The 13,543-nt window shown below is 72.4% G+C and carries 14 protein-coding genes; 12 read left to right on the top strand and 2 right to left on the bottom strand.

All coding sequences use genetic code 11. The features are described from left to right. Positions 1-375 precede the first annotated feature (375 nt). From ABZT06_RS20680 to hypE, 12 genes are all read left to right on the top strand, one after another. Positions 376-912 (top strand): isochorismatase family cysteine hydrolase, encoded by a 537-nt coding sequence (locus ABZT06_RS20680; RefSeq protein WP_355742514.1) that lies wholly within the window; start codon positions 376-378, stop codon positions 910-912. A gap of 332 nt (positions 913-1,244) precedes the next feature. Beyond that, positions 1,245-1,751, top strand: a complete 507-nt coding sequence (locus tag ABZT06_RS20675) for a hydrogenase maturation protease (protein WP_355742511.1) — start codon at positions 1,245-1,247, stop codon at positions 1,749-1,751. Next, positions 1,748-4,036, top strand: a complete 2,289-nt coding sequence (hypF, locus tag ABZT06_RS20670) for a carbamoyltransferase HypF (RefSeq protein ID WP_355742508.1) — start codon at positions 1,748-1,750, stop codon at positions 4,034-4,036. Before ABZT06_RS20675 ends, hypF begins: the two co-directional genes overlap by 4 nt. Positions 4,037-4,042: 6 nt before the next feature. Next, complete coding sequence (locus ABZT06_RS20665) at positions 4,043-4,300, top strand: HypC/HybG/HupF family hydrogenase formation chaperone (protein WP_355742505.1); 258 nt, start codon at positions 4,043-4,045, stop codon at positions 4,298-4,300. Between the two features lie 176 nt (positions 4,301-4,476). Next, positions 4,477-5,622 (top strand): 4Fe-4S dicluster domain-containing protein, encoded by a 1,146-nt coding sequence (locus tag ABZT06_RS20660; protein WP_355742502.1) that lies wholly within the window; start codon positions 4,477-4,479, stop codon positions 5,620-5,622. After that, a complete protein-coding gene (locus ABZT06_RS20655) occupies positions 5,619-6,083 on the top strand; it encodes a cyclic nucleotide-binding domain-containing protein (RefSeq protein ID WP_355742499.1) in 465 nt (154 codons plus the stop codon). Before ABZT06_RS20660 ends, ABZT06_RS20655 begins: the two co-directional genes overlap by 4 nt. After that, on the top strand, positions 6,080-6,886 hold the full coding sequence (locus tag ABZT06_RS20650) for an FAD/NAD(P)-binding protein (RefSeq protein WP_355742496.1): 807 nt from the start codon (positions 6,080-6,082) through the stop codon (positions 6,884-6,886). Before ABZT06_RS20655 ends, ABZT06_RS20650 begins: the two co-directional genes overlap by 4 nt. A gap of 1 nt (position 6,887) precedes the next feature. After that, positions 6,888-7,667, top strand: coding sequence for an oxidoreductase (locus ABZT06_RS20645; RefSeq protein WP_355742493.1), 780 nt, complete (start codon positions 6,888-6,890; stop codon positions 7,665-7,667). After that, entirely contained in the window at positions 7,664-9,037 is a 1,374-nt protein-coding gene (locus ABZT06_RS20640) for a nickel-dependent hydrogenase large subunit (RefSeq protein WP_355742490.1), read from the top strand. The genes ABZT06_RS20645 and ABZT06_RS20640 overlap by 4 nt, the downstream gene beginning before the upstream one ends. Next, complete coding sequence (locus tag ABZT06_RS20635) at positions 9,030-9,650, top strand: CBS domain-containing protein (RefSeq protein WP_355742487.1); 621 nt, start codon at positions 9,030-9,032, stop codon at positions 9,648-9,650. The genes ABZT06_RS20640 and ABZT06_RS20635 overlap by 8 nt, the downstream gene beginning before the upstream one ends. Positions 9,651-9,666: 16 nt before the next feature. Further along, positions 9,667-10,770: a hydrogenase formation protein HypD gene (gene hypD, locus ABZT06_RS20630; protein WP_355742484.1), complete on the top strand. Its 1,104-nt coding sequence runs from the start codon at positions 9,667-9,669 to the stop codon at positions 10,768-10,770. Next, positions 10,767-11,801, top strand: a complete 1,035-nt coding sequence (gene hypE / locus ABZT06_RS20625) for a hydrogenase expression/formation protein HypE (RefSeq protein ID WP_355742481.1) — start codon at positions 10,767-10,769, stop codon at positions 11,799-11,801. The genes hypD and hypE overlap by 4 nt, the downstream gene beginning before the upstream one ends. Positions 11,802-11,862: 61 nt before the next feature. On the opposite strand, the gene ABZT06_RS20620 is transcribed toward hypE, so the two are convergent. Together ABZT06_RS20620 and ABZT06_RS20615 are read right to left on the bottom strand one after the other, a co-directional pair. Beyond that, complete coding sequence (locus ABZT06_RS20620; RefSeq protein ID WP_355742478.1) at positions 11,863-12,453, bottom strand: hypothetical protein; 591 nt, start codon at positions 12,451-12,453, stop codon at positions 11,863-11,865. Between the two features lie 2 nt (positions 12,454-12,455). Continuing rightward, complete coding sequence (locus ABZT06_RS20615) at positions 12,456-13,370, bottom strand: hypothetical protein (protein WP_355742475.1); 915 nt, start codon at positions 13,368-13,370, stop codon at positions 12,456-12,458. Positions 13,371-13,543: the final 173 nt, after the last annotated feature.

Here is a 13,543-nt window from a genome sequence, read left to right as displayed (position 1 = left end):
GCATGCGGGTGGAAGGAGGTGGGGGGTGGCGGAAACGCGGCTGATCTCGGCGCGCTGAACCTGTGAGGGAAATGTGATTTCCCGGAGAAGGGTGGCACTGCGTGCCCGATGTTGTCATGCAAGCATCAACGTAACGGCTTGAATTGACCATGCCAGACGGGCAAATCGCCACACGTGAACGCCGGTTTTCGGCCGACGAGGGAGCGCTTCGGCGGCGCCGTTCCCGGAGTCCCCGGCGTCACGGACCGCACGCACACGTAGAGCGGGTGCGTATCCGCGCGCTCCGTGGTGCGTGGCCGTGGTGCGCTGCCCCGTTCGCCCCAAGACAGTGTCGTAATCCCTGTTGACGCCCGTGCCCGTGGGAACCCGGGGGCCATGAGCAAGACCGCACTGATCGTCATCGACATGATCAACACGTACGACCACCCCGACGTCGAACAGCTGCTCCCCTCGGCTCGCAAGGTGGTTCCGGTCCTCTCCGACCTGCTCAAGGCAGCCCGGTCCAAGGACGTCACGGTGATCTACGTCAACGACAACTTCGGTGAGTGGCGCTCTCATCACGGTGAGCTGCTCCAGCAGGCTCTCGCGGGGCCGCATGCCGATCTGGTGGAACCGGTGAAACCTGACCGTTCGTCGCTGTTCGTGCTCAAAGCACGTCACTCGGTGTTCTTCGAGACGCCGCTGTCCTATCTGCTGCGCCAACAGGACATCGAGCGGTTGGTGCTGTGTGGCCAGGTGACGGAGCAGTGTGTGCTCTACTCCGCCCTCGACGCCCACATCCGCCACTTCGAGGTCGTCGTTCCGCGCGACGCGGTCGCCCACATCCACTCCGACCTCGCGGACGCGGCTCTGCACATGATGGAGCGCAACATGGGTGCGCGGGTGTGTGACAGCAGTGAGCTGTGGGACTGAGCCGCGTACCGATGTCTGTCGGACGCGGGGCGTCGGCTGCTCTTGGCTGGTCAGCAGCACGTCGGTCAAGGCCGCGGCAGGAACCGTCCCCTATCGTGACGCCCTCAACCTGCGCTGAGCCCTTGTCACCGGGTTGGGGATCGGGAGGTCAGGTCACCGGCCACGCCCGTCCTGCATTTCTTTCAGCAGCGCCACGGTGACCTGCCGCGTCACCATGACGACTGCCGGTGCGTCGGCGTCGTGGTGCCCTCCTGGCACGGGGAGGATCGGCCCCTTCGCTTGGGTCGTTCGGCCCCTGTGGGGACGTACGGCGTCGGTGCACCGTGACGGACATGAGCCCGCCCACACGCATTGCCGTCATCGGCGTCGGGAACGAGTTCCGGCGCGACGACAGCGTGGGCTGGGCCGTGCTCGCCCTGCTGCGGGAGCGTGCCACACCGCGCCCCCTGCCGCCGGGCACCGTTCTCGTCACCTGCGACGGCGATCCCGGACGCCTGATCGGAGTGTGGGAGGGCGCCGGTCTGGCGGTGGTCGTGGACGCCGCCCACGCACACCCCGCCACCCCCGGCCGTGTGCACCGTCTGGAACTGGACTCCGGACACCTCGCCCAGCCGCCCACGACCAGTTCACACGGCCTGGGCCTCGGTGAGGCGGTCGAACTGGCACGGGTCCTGGGCTCGTTGCCGGACCGCCTGGTCGTGTACGCCGTGGAGGGCGCCGACAGTGCGCTGGGCACCGGCCTCTCCCCCGCCGTCACGGCCGCCGTGGAACCGCTGGTCCGGGCCGTCGAGTCGGAGATCTCCCGGTACTGGGAGACGGTCGCGAGGGGGCGGGCATGACGGTGCGGCGGTTCCATGTGGAGGGGATCGTCCAAGGCGTCGGCTTCCGGCCGTTCGTCTACCGCACCGCGTCCGGCCTCGGCCTGGACGGCTGGGTCGCCAACGTGAACGGACACGTGGAGGGCGAGGTCGCCGGGACGCTCCGCGCGATCGACGAGTTCACCGTCCGTCTGCGCACCGACGCGCCAACCCTGGCCCGGGTGCGCCGCGTCCGGCTGACCGGCGGCACCCCGGAGCCCGCGTACGGCCGGGGTTTCCAGGTGCGGCACAGCGCGCCCGCCGACGCGGACACGGCGCCGCGCGAGACCCCGCCCGACGCGGCGATCTGCGCGACCTGCCTGGCCGAGCTGCACGATCCGCGCGACCGCCGCCACCGTTACCCGTTCATCAACTGCACCGACTGCGGGCCCCGGGCCACGATCATCGAGGACCTGCCCTACGACCGGGTCCGGACCACCATGCACCGCTTCCGGCTGTGCGCGGACTGCGCGGCGGAGTACGCCGATCCGGCCGACCGGCGCTTCCACGCCGAGCCCGTCGCCTGCCCCGCCTGCGGACCGCGTCTGGCCTGGGCGGGGCTGCGCGGCGAGGAGGCGCTGCGGGCGGCGGTCGAAACCGTCGCCGAGGGCGGGATCATCGCGCTGAAGGGCCTCGGCGGCTACCAGTTGGTGTGCGACGCGGGTGACCCGGTGGCCGTGTCGGAGCTGCGGCGCCGCAAGCACCGTCCGGCAAAGCCGTTCGCCGTCATGGTCCGCAACCTCGCCACGGCCGCCGGGTTCGCGCGGATCGGTGTCACCGAGTCGCAGGAGCTGACTTCCCCGGCTCGCCCGGTGGTGCTGCTCGCCCGGCGCCGGTGGCGGGGCGCCGCTCCGCTCGCCCACGAGGTGCACCCCGGGCTGCCCCGGGTAGGCCTGTTCCTGCCCACCACAGGCCTGCACCAGCTGCTCCTCGACGACGTGGACCGGCCCCTCGTGGTCACCAGCGGCAACCTCAGCGACGAGCCCATCGCCGTCGACGACGCCGAGGCCCGGCGCGCCCTGAAAGGGGTCGCGGACGGCTTCCTCACCCACGACCGGCCGATCCGCTCCCGCTACGACGACTCGGTCGTGCAGTTCGCCGGCCGGACCCGGATCACCGTCCGCCGAGCCCGCGGGCTGGCCCCCGCCCCGCTGCCCCTGGGTGTGCGGGAGCCCGTCGCCGGGGCCGGAGCCCAGCTCAAGCACACGTTCACGCTGGCCGCGGACGGCCGGGCCCACCTCGGTCCGCACGCCGGCGACCTGGCCGATCTCGCCACCCACGACGCGTTCCTGACGTCGTACGAACATCTCAAGCAGCTCACCGGCATCGAACCGGTCATCCTCGCCCACGACCTGCACCCCGGCTATCTGTCGACACAGTGGGCGCGGGCGCAGGCGCTGCGGCGCATGCCCGTCCAGCACCATCACGCGCACGTGGCGGCCTGTGCGGCCGAGCACGGGGTGCGGGGGCGGTTCCTCGGCGTCGCCTACGACGGCCTCGGGCTGGGCGACGACGGCACACTGTGGGGCGGCGAGATCCTCGTCGCCGATCTGAGCGGCTACCGCCGCGTGGGCAGGTTCGCGACCGCGCCCCTACCCGGCGGCGACGCGGCGGTACGCCATCCCGGCCGTACGGCCCTCGGCCATCTCCTCGGCGGCGAGACCCTGGGCTCACCGCACCCCTACCCCTGGCTCACCCGGCCCTTCACGGAACGGCTCGATCCGGCCGAGCTCGCCACCGTGCGCGCCATGGTGGAGCGCGACGTCAACTGCCCGCGGGCCTCGAGTGCCGGCCGCCTCTTCGACGCGGTCGCCTCGCTGCTGGACCTGTGCGACCGGGCCGGTTACGAGGGCGAGGCGGCCGTCCTGCTCGAGGCGGCGGCGGGCGACGTACACGCCGCCGCCCTCGCCCATCGCGTCGTACGGGTGCAGGGCCTGTGGGTGTACGACCCCGCGCCGACGCTCACCGACCTGCTGGAGCGCCGGCTCGACGGTGAGCCGGTGGCCCGGCTGGCCGCGGCCTTCCATCTGACGCTCGCGAACGTCACCGCCGAGCTCGTCGCACATGCCGTGGCCGAGGGCGCGCCGCGCACGGTGTGTCTGGGCGGCGGCTGCTTCGTCAACCGCCGACTGCTGACCGAGGTGAAACGCCGACTGCGCGCCCAGGGGCTGCGGGTGCTCGTGGGCGGTCAGGTCCCCGTCGGAGACGGCGGCATCAGTTACGGCCAGGCCGCGGTCGCGGCGGCGCGGCTGGCCGGAGAGAGGTGAACGCGTATGTGCCTGGGCATTCCGGGGCGGGTCGTGGAGGTCCACGACGACGCCGGCCTGCGCATGGCCACGGCGGATTTCGGCGGGATACGGCGCGAGGTCTGCCTGAGCTGCACGCCGGAAGCAGACGTCGGGTCGTACGTCATCGTGCATGTCGGCTTCGCCATCACCCAGGTCGATGAGGCGGAGGCGCACCGCACCCTCGCCGTGCTGCGGGCGATGACGGGGGCGGTGGAGGGCGAGCTGGGCGAACCGCTGCCGTAGTGCCGCTGTGCTGCGCCACGTCGGAACCGCACGCCGTCGTTGCCCCGCTCTCCCTTCGGCGGGAGGAAGATCCGGTCGGCGCGGTGCAAGGGCCGGTCGGCCCCTGCTGCCGGAGCCCTTTCCGCCGGAACCTGACGTTGGACAGGCACGTTCCGCCCCGGACAAGGAGGACCGCCATGACCGCCACCGCAGCCCCGGCCGTACTCGACCGGGACGGTCTGGACGCTCTGGTCTCGGCATTGGTGGCGCAGGGACGGACCGTCGTAGGACCGACCGTCCGCGACGGGGCGATCGTGCTGGCGGAGATGACCTCGGGGCACACGCTGCCGTACGGGTGGGGGGTCGAGCTCGACGCCGGGCGTTACCGGCTCGTCCCCCGTGCGGACGGCGCCGCCTTCGCGCACAGTGCCGGCCCGCAGTCCTGGAAGTCGTACCTGCACCCGCAGCGCGAACTGCTGTGGAGCGCCGACCGGACGCCGCAGGGCGACGTCTCCTTCACCCCGCACGAGCCGGACACTCCGGCCTACGCCTTTCTCGGCGTCCGCCCCTGCGACCTCAGGGCCATCGCGATCCAGGACCGCGTCCTGACCGGCGGCCGCCACGAGGACACCGGCTACGGGCAGCGGCGCCGGCGAGCGCTGCTGATCGCCGCCGAGTGCACCGAGCCCGGCGCCACCTGCTTCTGCGTCTCCACCGGCGGCGGACCCGCCGCCGACCCCGGCTACGACCTCGCGCTCACCGAGGTGGTCGACGAGGGCGGGCACCGCTTCCTCGTGCGCGTGGGAAGCGAGGAGGGCGCCCGGCTGCTGGAGCAGGTGCCGCACCGGGGCGCCGACGGGGTCACCGAGGCCGCCGCCCGCGCCTCGGTGGACAGCGCCCGTGATCGGATGGGCCGCTCGCTCCCCCCGGTCGACCTGCGTGCCCTGATGAGCGCGAGCCTGGACGCCGAGCGGTGGAACGACGTCGCCGGGCGCTGCCTGACCTGCGGAAACTGCACGATGGTCTGCCCGACCTGCTTCTGCACCACCACCGAGGAGGTCACCGACCTGACCGGTGACCACGCCGAGCGCTGGCAGCACTGGGACTCCTGCTTCGACCTGGACTTCTCGTACCTGCACGGCGGACCGGTCCGCGCGTCGGCCCGCGGCCGCTACCGGCAGTGGCTCACCCACAAACTCTCCACCTGGCACGACCAGTTCGACACGACGGGATGCGTCGGCTGCGGGCGCTGCATCGCCTGGTGCCCGGCCGGCATCGACATCACGGAGGAAGTCGCCGCGCTGCACGCCGCACACGAGTCGGAGACGGAGACGGAGCGATGACCCCCTCGATCACCCTGCGCATGGCGCACGCGCTGCCGCCCGCGCACCGCGACCGGCTCCTGCGCACCGCCCGCCAGGTCGACTGGCGGCAGGACACCCGCGTCTTCGAGGAAGGCAAGCGCGCCGACCGTTTCTGGATCGTCCGCGACGGCACGGTCGCCCTCGACATGCACGTGCCGGGCCGTCGCCCGCCCGTGATCGAGACCCTGGGCGTCGGTGACCTGGTCGGCTGGTCCTGGTTGTTCGCACCGTACGTCTGGCAGCTGGGCGCCACGACCATGACACCGGTGCGGGCCTACGAGTTCGACGCCGTCGCCGTGCGCCTGATGTGCCTGGACGATGCCGAGTTCGGCCGCTGTCTCGAGCACTGGGTCGGCCAGGTGCTGGCCCACCGGCTGAACGCTGCCCGCGCCCGGCTGGTCGACCTGTACGGGACCGACGAGATGAAGGAAGCGCGATGACCGCCGTACCGGTCCCCCATCGCGTGGTCGACCGCCGGCCGGAGACCGCGGACACGGTCACCCTGCGTCTCGAACCGGTCGGCGAGGCAATGCCCGACTTCGCGCCGGGGCAGTTCGCGATGGTGCACTCCTTCGGTCGGGGCGAGATCCCCGTCTCGGTGAGTTCCGTGCAGGCAACAGGCGGCCTCGCGCACACGATCCGGTCGGTGGGCGCCGTCTCCGAGGGACTGTGCGCGGTCCGGGTCGGTGAGGTCGTCGGCCTCCGCGGCCCGTACGGCAACACCTGGGGACTGGAGCGGGCACGCGGCCGGGACGTGCTCGTGGTGGCCGGTGGCATCGGTCTGGCCCCGCTGCGGCCGTTGATCCTCGGCGCACTGGCCGAGCCGGAGGCGTACCGCCGCGTCAACGTCCTGGCCGGGGCGCGCACGCCGGGCGATCTGATCGCCCGGAAGGAGCTGGAGAGCTGGGCCACGGCCTACACCGGAGTGACGGTCGATCAGCCCGACCCGGGCTGGCGCGGCGACGTGGGCGTGGTCACCCAACTGCTGGGGCGGGCGCTCTTCGATCCGGCGACCACGACGGCGTACGTGTGCGGGCCCGAGCCGATGATCCGCGCCACCGCCCGCGACCTCGCGGCACGCGGTGTGCCTGACGAGCACATCCGGGTCTCACTGGAACGCAACATGCGCTGCGCCACCGGGCACTGCGGTCACTGCCAGCTCGGCCCTCTCCTGTTGTGCCAGGCGGGTCCGATCGTGGACTGGAAACAGGCCCAACCGCTGCTGCTGGTAAGGGAGTTGTGACATGCCGACCACCATTCCAACCACCAGGACGCTGCCGACGCTCGCCGTGTTCAAGCTGGCCTCCTGCGACGGCTGCCAGCTCACCCTGCTGGACTGCGAGGACGAACTCCTGGCGCTGACGGGCCAGGTGAGGATCGCGCACTTCCTGGAGGCGTCCAGCGCGGCGTCGCCGGGGCCCTACGACCTCACCCTGGTCGAGGGCTCGATCACCACGCCCGAGGACGCCGAGCGGATCCGGGCCATCCGCGCCGCCTCGCGGCACCTGGTGACCATCGGGGCGTGCGCCACGGCCGGCGGCATCCAGGCTCTCAGGAACTTCGCGGACGTCGACGAGTTCCGGCGCACCGTCTACGCACACCCGGAGTACATCTCCACCCTCGCCACCTCCACGCCCGTATCGGCCCATGTCGACGTCGACTTCGAGTTGCGCGGCTGCCCGATCGACCGCCGTCAGCTCATCGAGGTCATCACCGCCTTCCTCGCCGGACGCAGACCGGACATCGCGAACCACAGCGTGTGCTTCGAGTGCAAGCGACGCGGCACCGTCTGCGTCACCGTCGCCCACGGCACACCCTGCCTCGGCCCGGTCACGCACGCCGGTTGCGGGGCACTGTGCCCGGCGTACCACCGTGGCTGCTTCGGCTGCTTCGGCCCGTCCGGGTCGGTGAACCTGCCCGCGCTGATCCCGCTGCTGCGCCGCGACGGTCTCGACGAGGACGACGTGGAGCGATTCCTGCACACCTTCAACACGGCTGCTTTCGACGAGGAGTTGGGCAAGTGACGCATCGCGGATCCCGTGTCCTGCACGTCGGCTCGCTGTCCCGGGTCGAGGGCGAGGGCGCGCTGCGCCTGCACGTGCACGACGGCACGGTGACCGACGCACGGCTGGAGATCTACGAACCGCCGCGCTTCTTCGAGGCGTTCCTGCGCGGCCGCTCCTACACCGAGCCGCCCGACATCACCGCGCGGGTGTGCGGGATCTGCCCGGTGGCGTACCAGATGAGCGCCTGCGCGGCGATCGAGGACGCGTGCGGGGTCACGGTCGACCCGGTGATCCGGGACCTGCGCCGACTGCTCTACTGCGGGGAGTGGATCGAGAGCCAGGTGCTGCACATCTACCTGCTGCACGCGCCGGACTTCCTGGGCCGGGCGAGCGCGATCGAACTGGCCCGCACACACCGAGCGGAGGTCGAACGCGGGCTCCGGCTGAAGAAGGCCGGCAACTCCCTGATGGAACTGCTGGGCGGGCGGGCCGTGCACCCGGTCAACGTGCGCCTGGGCGGCTTCCACCGGGTACCGACGCGCGCGGAACTCAGGCCCCTGCGGGAGCAGTTGAAGCAGGCGCTGGACGATGCGTGGGAGACCGTGCGCTGGGTGGCCGGCTTCGAGTTCCCGGACGCCCGGGTCGAGGCCGACCTGCTCGCGCTGGCCGACCCGGACACGTACGCCATCGAGGGCGGGACGCCCACCGTGCTGCACGCCGACGGGACCAGGACCTCCTTCCCCGTACGGGAGTTCACCGAGCACGTCACCGAGACCCACGTGCCGCACTCCACCGCCCTTCACTCGCGGCTCGACGGACGCCTGCACCTCACCGGCTCGCTCGCCCGGTTCGCCATCGGCGGCGCACGGCTGTCGCCGGCGGCGCTGCAGGCGGCGGCCGAGGCCGGGCTGGGCGATCCGCGCGAGGGCGCGGTGTGCCGCAATCCGTTCCGGTCGATCCTGGTGCGCGCGGTGGAGAGTGTGTACGCCGTCGAGGAGGCCCTGCGGATCATCGACGCGTACGAGCCGCCCGCGCACCCGTACACCGAGGTGCCGGCGGTCGCGGGCGTCGGCCACGGCGCCACCGAGGCGCCCCGCGGACTGCTCTACCACCGCTACGAACTCGACGCGGACGGCCTGGTGACCAGCGCCCTGCTCGTGCCGCCGACGGCACAGAACCAGGGTGCCATCGAGGACGACCTGCGTCGGCTCACCCAGCACGCGATCAGCGAACACGACCCGGACGACGCCGAGTTGACCGCGCTGTGCGAGCGAGCGATCCGCAACCACGACCCGTGCATCTCCTGTTCCACCCACTTCCTCGACCTGACCGTCGTCCGCACCTCGGGAGACACCCCGGGGGACATCTCGGGAGGCTGCGATGCCTGAATCTCCGTACACCGTGAGCGACGTGATGACCCACACCGTCATCGCCGTCGGCAGCGAGGCGACCTTCAAGGAGATCGTCGAACTGCTCGACCAGTGGAAGGTCAGCGCCCTGCCGGTCCTGGTGGGCGAGGGCCGGGTCGTGGGAGTGGTCTCCGAGGCCGATCTGATGGCCAAGGAGGAGTTCCGGGACACCGACGAGGGCGATCCCGACGCGCGCCGGAAGGCGGGCGGGGTGACCGCGGGCGAGCTGATGAGCGCCCCGGCCGTGACCGTGCACGCCGACGCCTCACTGGCCGAGGCCGCCCGCATCATGGCCCGCCGCCACGTCAAACGACTGCCCGTCGTGGACGGGGTCGGCCTGCTGCAGGGTGTGGTCAGCCGCAGTGACCTGCTCAAGGTCTTCCTCCGCGACGACGAGGAGATCGCCTCGGAGATCCGCCGCGGCGTACTGGGGCACCTGCCGGTCATGACACCCCTGACGGTGCGTGTGTCCGAGGGCGTGGTCACGCTGAGCGGGGCCCTGCCGGACCGGATGCTCGTGCCGGTGGTGGCCCGGGCCGTACGGGCGGTGGAGGGGGTCGTCGACATCCGGCTCGATCTCACGCACCGATGACGCACCCGGAGGGCCGATGAAGTACCTCGACGAGTACCGCGATCCCGTCCTCGCCCGGCGGCTCCTGGCCGAGCTGCGCCAGACCGCCACGCGGCCCTGGCGGATCATGGAGGTGTGCGGCGGCCAGACCCACACCCTGGTCCGCCAGGGCATCGACGAGCTGCTGCCCGCCGCGATGCGGATGATCCACGGCCCCGGCTGCCCGGTCTGCGTGACCCCGCTGGAGACCCTGGACCGGGCCATGGCCATCGCCGCCGAGCCGGGCGTGATCCTCACCAGCTTCGGCGACATGCTGCGCGTGCCCGGCACCGGCACCGACCTGCTGTCGCTGCGGGCACGCGGCGCGGACGTGCGCGTGGTGTACGCCCCGATGGACGCCGTGCGCCTGGCCGCCGACCACCCCGACCGGCAGGTGGTCTTCCTCGCCGTGGGCTTCGAGACGACCGCGCCGGCCAACGCGATGGCCGTGCTGCACGCCGCCCGGCTCGGCCTGGCGAACTTCTCGATGCTGGTCAGCCACGTCCTCGTACCGCCCGCCATGACCGCGCTGCTCGACGACGCCGACTGCGAGGTGCAGGCCTTTCTCGCGGCCGGGCACGTGTGCGCGGTGATGGGCTGGACCGAGTACGAGCCGATCGCCGCCCGGTACCGGGTGCCGATCGTGGTCACCGGCTTCGAGCCCCTGGACCTGCTGGAGGGCATCCTGATGGCCGTACGACAACTGGAGGCCGGCCGGGCCGAGGTGGAGAACCAGTACGTACGGGCTGTGCGCCGCTCCGGCAACACCGACGCCCAGGACGCCGTCCGCACGGTCTTCCGGGTCACCGACCGGGCCTGGCGCGGCATCGGGGCGCTGCCCGACAGCGGACTCGAACTGGCCGAGGAGTACCGGGAGTTCGACGCGGCCCGTCGCTTCGACGTCGGCGGACTGTGCCCCGTCGAGGACCCGGAGTGCATCGCGGGCGCCATCCTCACGGGGGCGAGACTGCCCACCGACTGCGCCGCGTACGGCACCCGCTGCACCCCCCGCCACCCCCTGGGCGCGCCGATGGTGTCGTCCGAGGGCACCTGCGCCGCCTTCCACGCGGCCGGACGCGTCGCTGCGAGGAGCACGGTATGAGCATCGAATGCCCCACCCCCGTTCACGAGGACGAGGTCGTCCTGCTGGGCCACGGCGCCGGCGGCCGCCTGACCGCGGAGCTGCTCGACACGCTGGTGCTGCCCGCCTTCGGCGGCTCCACGGGCCCGCTCGAGGACGCGGCGCTGCTGCCCGGATACCGGGAGCTGGTGATCAGCACCGACAGCTTCGTCGTCAGCCCGCTGTTCTTCCCCGGCGGGGACATCGGTTCCCTCGCCGTCCACGGCACGGTCAACGACCTCGCCATGCGGGGGGCCTCGCCGCTCGCCCTGTCCGTCTCCCTGATCGTCGAGGAGGGCCTGCCGCTGGCCGAGTTGCGGGCCGTGGTGGAGTCGTTGGGCAAGGCGGCGCAGGATGTCGGCGTGCCCGTCGTCACCGGGGACACGAAGGTCGTGGACCGCGGCGCCGCGGACCGGCTGTTCATCAACACCACCGGAGTCGGGCGGCGGCACGGCGCGCTGCACCCGTCCGCCGCGCTGGCCCGCCCAGGTGACGCGGTGCTGCTGTCCGGGCCGATCGGTCTGCACGGCACGACCGTGCTGAGCACCCGGGAGGGCCTGGGCTTCGAGAGCGACATCGCCTCGGACAGCCGGCCGCTGCACCGGCTGGTGGAGGTGCTGGCCCCGCTGGGGGCGTCCGTCCACGTGCTGCGGGATCCGACCCGGGGCGGACTCGCCGCCGCCCTCAACGAGATCGCCCGTGACTCCGCCGTCGCCGTCGAGATCGCGGAGAGCGCGATTCCAGTGCCCGCGCCTGTCGCCGCCGCCTGCGACCTGCTCGGTCTGGACCCGCTCGTCGTCGCCAACGAAGGCTGCATGGTCGCCTTCATCGACGCGGTGGCGGCCGAGGCGGCGCTGGCCGCGCTGCGGTCGGTGCCCGAGGGTGCGCAGGCGGTGCGGATCGGAGAAGTGCTGCCGACGGAAGCGGGCGGGCGGGTGACCGTGCGGACCCTGGTCGGCGCGCGGCGCATCGTGGACATGCCTCTGGGTGAACAGCTCCCCCGTATCTGCTGAGTGCACTGATCCGCACGAGCCGTGCGGGCCTCGGTCCGCGCAGGGCGCGGCCGGCTTCGCGTCAGCCGGTCTTCCGGCCCCACTGCGGGCCGATCAGGGTCCACTCCATGTCCCACTGCTCCTGCCGCCGCCGGTCCAGGCCCGCGCAGGCGAGGCAGCCGAGGAGGATCACCGACGCGCCCGCGCTCACGGCGGCCGCGGCGCCCAGCACCGCGCCCTGCAACTCCGCCTCGTCGACTGTCGCGGGCTCGGGCACGAGACGGCCCTTGGCGTCCAGCCACACAAGGGTGGTGCTGCCGATCCTGCTGGCGGTGTCGACTCGCGCGACTCCCGTCCGGGGCGTGCCGTCCGCTGCCTTCCACCGCACGTGGGCCCACGCCCGGTCACTGTCCGTGCCCTCGACACTTATGTTCCGTTTCGCGTCCTCGGTGACCACCGCCGGTACGGCGTGGCGCTCGGCGCGCAGTCCGTCGAGGTCGCCTTCGACGGCGTGGGCGGTCAGCACACCCGCGACGATCGCGGCTGTCACCGCGAGGATCCCGGTGGCCAGCCGCAGCCAGGCCTCCACGAGGTAGCTGCGTCGCCGCAGCGGGTTGCGGCGCAGACGCCACCACCGAACCTGACCCTGCCTTCGCCTCCTGATCCGGATCATCGTCACCACCGGGCCGTGACGTCTTCGCGGACGAGGACCTGCGCGGGCGGGCGTCGGTGTGTACACCACGCTTGCTGCTGCGGCGGCGACACGTGTCCGAGGCGCAGGGCCAGCTGCGGATACCGGCCGGCAGTGCATTCCGTCCGTCGGAGGGCACGCGGGGCGGGGAGCTCCAGGGGCTGCGTGGGGAAGGCGGCCATCACGTCGTGCGCCGCCGCGTACAGCAGCACACGCTGCAGCGCCTGCCAGGCCCGCAGCCAGTCCGGGCGGCGGCAGTGGGGCGTGGACAGGACCACGACGGTCCCGGTCCCCCCACCGCGATCGCGGGCGGAGACGAGGTGTCGCCGGGTGAGGGACAGGTAGCTACGGCCGGGCAACAGAGTCGCGTCCGAGTGCTGCCGACAGGCATCGACGGGCACCCGGTGAGGGCCGGCACAGCGCGCCGGTTCGGTGACGTGCCGGATGTCCGCTCGGTGCGCGTCCTTCGCGGTGCGCACCAGATCCGCGACCAGCTCCGGCTGGTCCGCGTCGTCGACGACCTGGAGAGTGGCGCCCTCGGCCCGGGCCTGCTCGTACAGCTCGGCGAGGGGCGCGTCCGCGACCGGCTCGGCGCCGAACCGTCCCCGGTGGGTGTGCCTACGGGCGATCGCCCGGGCCGGAAGCGGCTCCTCGGCGGTGCTGGGCGCGTGGGCCTGGTGGTGGGCGTCCCCTGGAGCCGGCAGGAGGTCGAGCACGGGCCGGAAGCCGAGCTGCCGCACGGCGAGGCGCACGTTGAACAGTGTCGCCCCGCAGGCTATGACGGCCGCCCTGGCGAACAGGAAGAACCAGGGCTGGCTGTGGTGCGGCGAGGGCGCGAGGGATGCGGCGCGGGCCAGATGGAGCGCGGCGCGGCCGGGCCTCTCGTACGTGACCGACATGATGCATCCCGCCTTTCGCGAAGCCTTCACCTCCAGGATCCGCTTCCACCGGGCTGGCGCACTTGGGCCGTCCGTCCCGCCTGATCGGACCTGCTCCGAGCACAGCGGCCTCGCCGGCCTCCTGGCGCCCGTTCGCGACGCCGCAAGGGTCACATCCGCCCGGCTCCGGGCTG

The organism is Streptomyces sp. NPDC005483 (assembly GCF_040606035.1).
Lineage (GTDB): Bacteria > Actinomycetota > Actinomycetes > Streptomycetales > Streptomycetaceae > Streptomyces.
Note: the sequence above shows the minus strand (reverse complement) of the source record. Positions and strands in the feature narration are given on the sequence as shown.

Excerpts from the sequence above, each read along its gene's own strand:
- ABZT06_RS20655 (WP_355742499.1), top strand. The coding sequence starts at position 5,619 with ATGACCCCCTCGATCACCCTGCGCATGGCGCACGCGCTGCCGCCCGCG.
- hypF (WP_355742508.1), top strand. The coding sequence starts at position 1,748 with ATGACGGTGCGGCGGTTCCATGTGGAGGGGATCGTCCAAGGCGTCGGC.
- ABZT06_RS20650 (WP_355742496.1), top strand. The coding sequence starts at position 6,080 with ATGACCGCCGTACCGGTCCCCCATCGCGTGGTCGACCGCCGGCCGGAG.
- ABZT06_RS20660 (WP_355742502.1), top strand. The coding sequence starts at position 4,477 with ATGACCGCCACCGCAGCCCCGGCCGTACTCGACCGGGACGGTCTGGAC.
- ABZT06_RS20645 (WP_355742493.1), top strand. The coding sequence starts at position 6,888 with ATGCCGACCACCATTCCAACCACCAGGACGCTGCCGACGCTCGCCGTG.
- ABZT06_RS20675 (WP_355742511.1), top strand. The coding sequence starts at position 1,245 with ATGAGCCCGCCCACACGCATTGCCGTCATCGGCGTCGGGAACGAGTTC.
- ABZT06_RS20680 (WP_355742514.1), top strand. The coding sequence starts at position 376 with ATGAGCAAGACCGCACTGATCGTCATCGACATGATCAACACGTACGAC.
- ABZT06_RS20665 (WP_355742505.1), top strand. The coding sequence starts at position 4,043 with ATGTGCCTGGGCATTCCGGGGCGGGTCGTGGAGGTCCACGACGACGCC.
- ABZT06_RS20615 (WP_355742475.1), bottom strand. The coding sequence starts at position 13,370 with ATGTCGGTCACGTACGAGAGGCCCGGCCGCGCCGCGCTCCATCTGGCC.
- hypD (WP_355742484.1), top strand. The coding sequence starts at position 9,667 with ATGAAGTACCTCGACGAGTACCGCGATCCCGTCCTCGCCCGGCGGCTC.
- hypE (WP_355742481.1), top strand. The coding sequence starts at position 10,767 with ATGAGCATCGAATGCCCCACCCCCGTTCACGAGGACGAGGTCGTCCTG.
- ABZT06_RS20620 (WP_355742478.1), bottom strand. The coding sequence starts at position 12,453 with ATGATCCGGATCAGGAGGCGAAGGCAGGGTCAGGTTCGGTGGTGGCGT.
- ABZT06_RS20635 (WP_355742487.1), top strand. The coding sequence starts at position 9,030 with ATGCCTGAATCTCCGTACACCGTGAGCGACGTGATGACCCACACCGTC.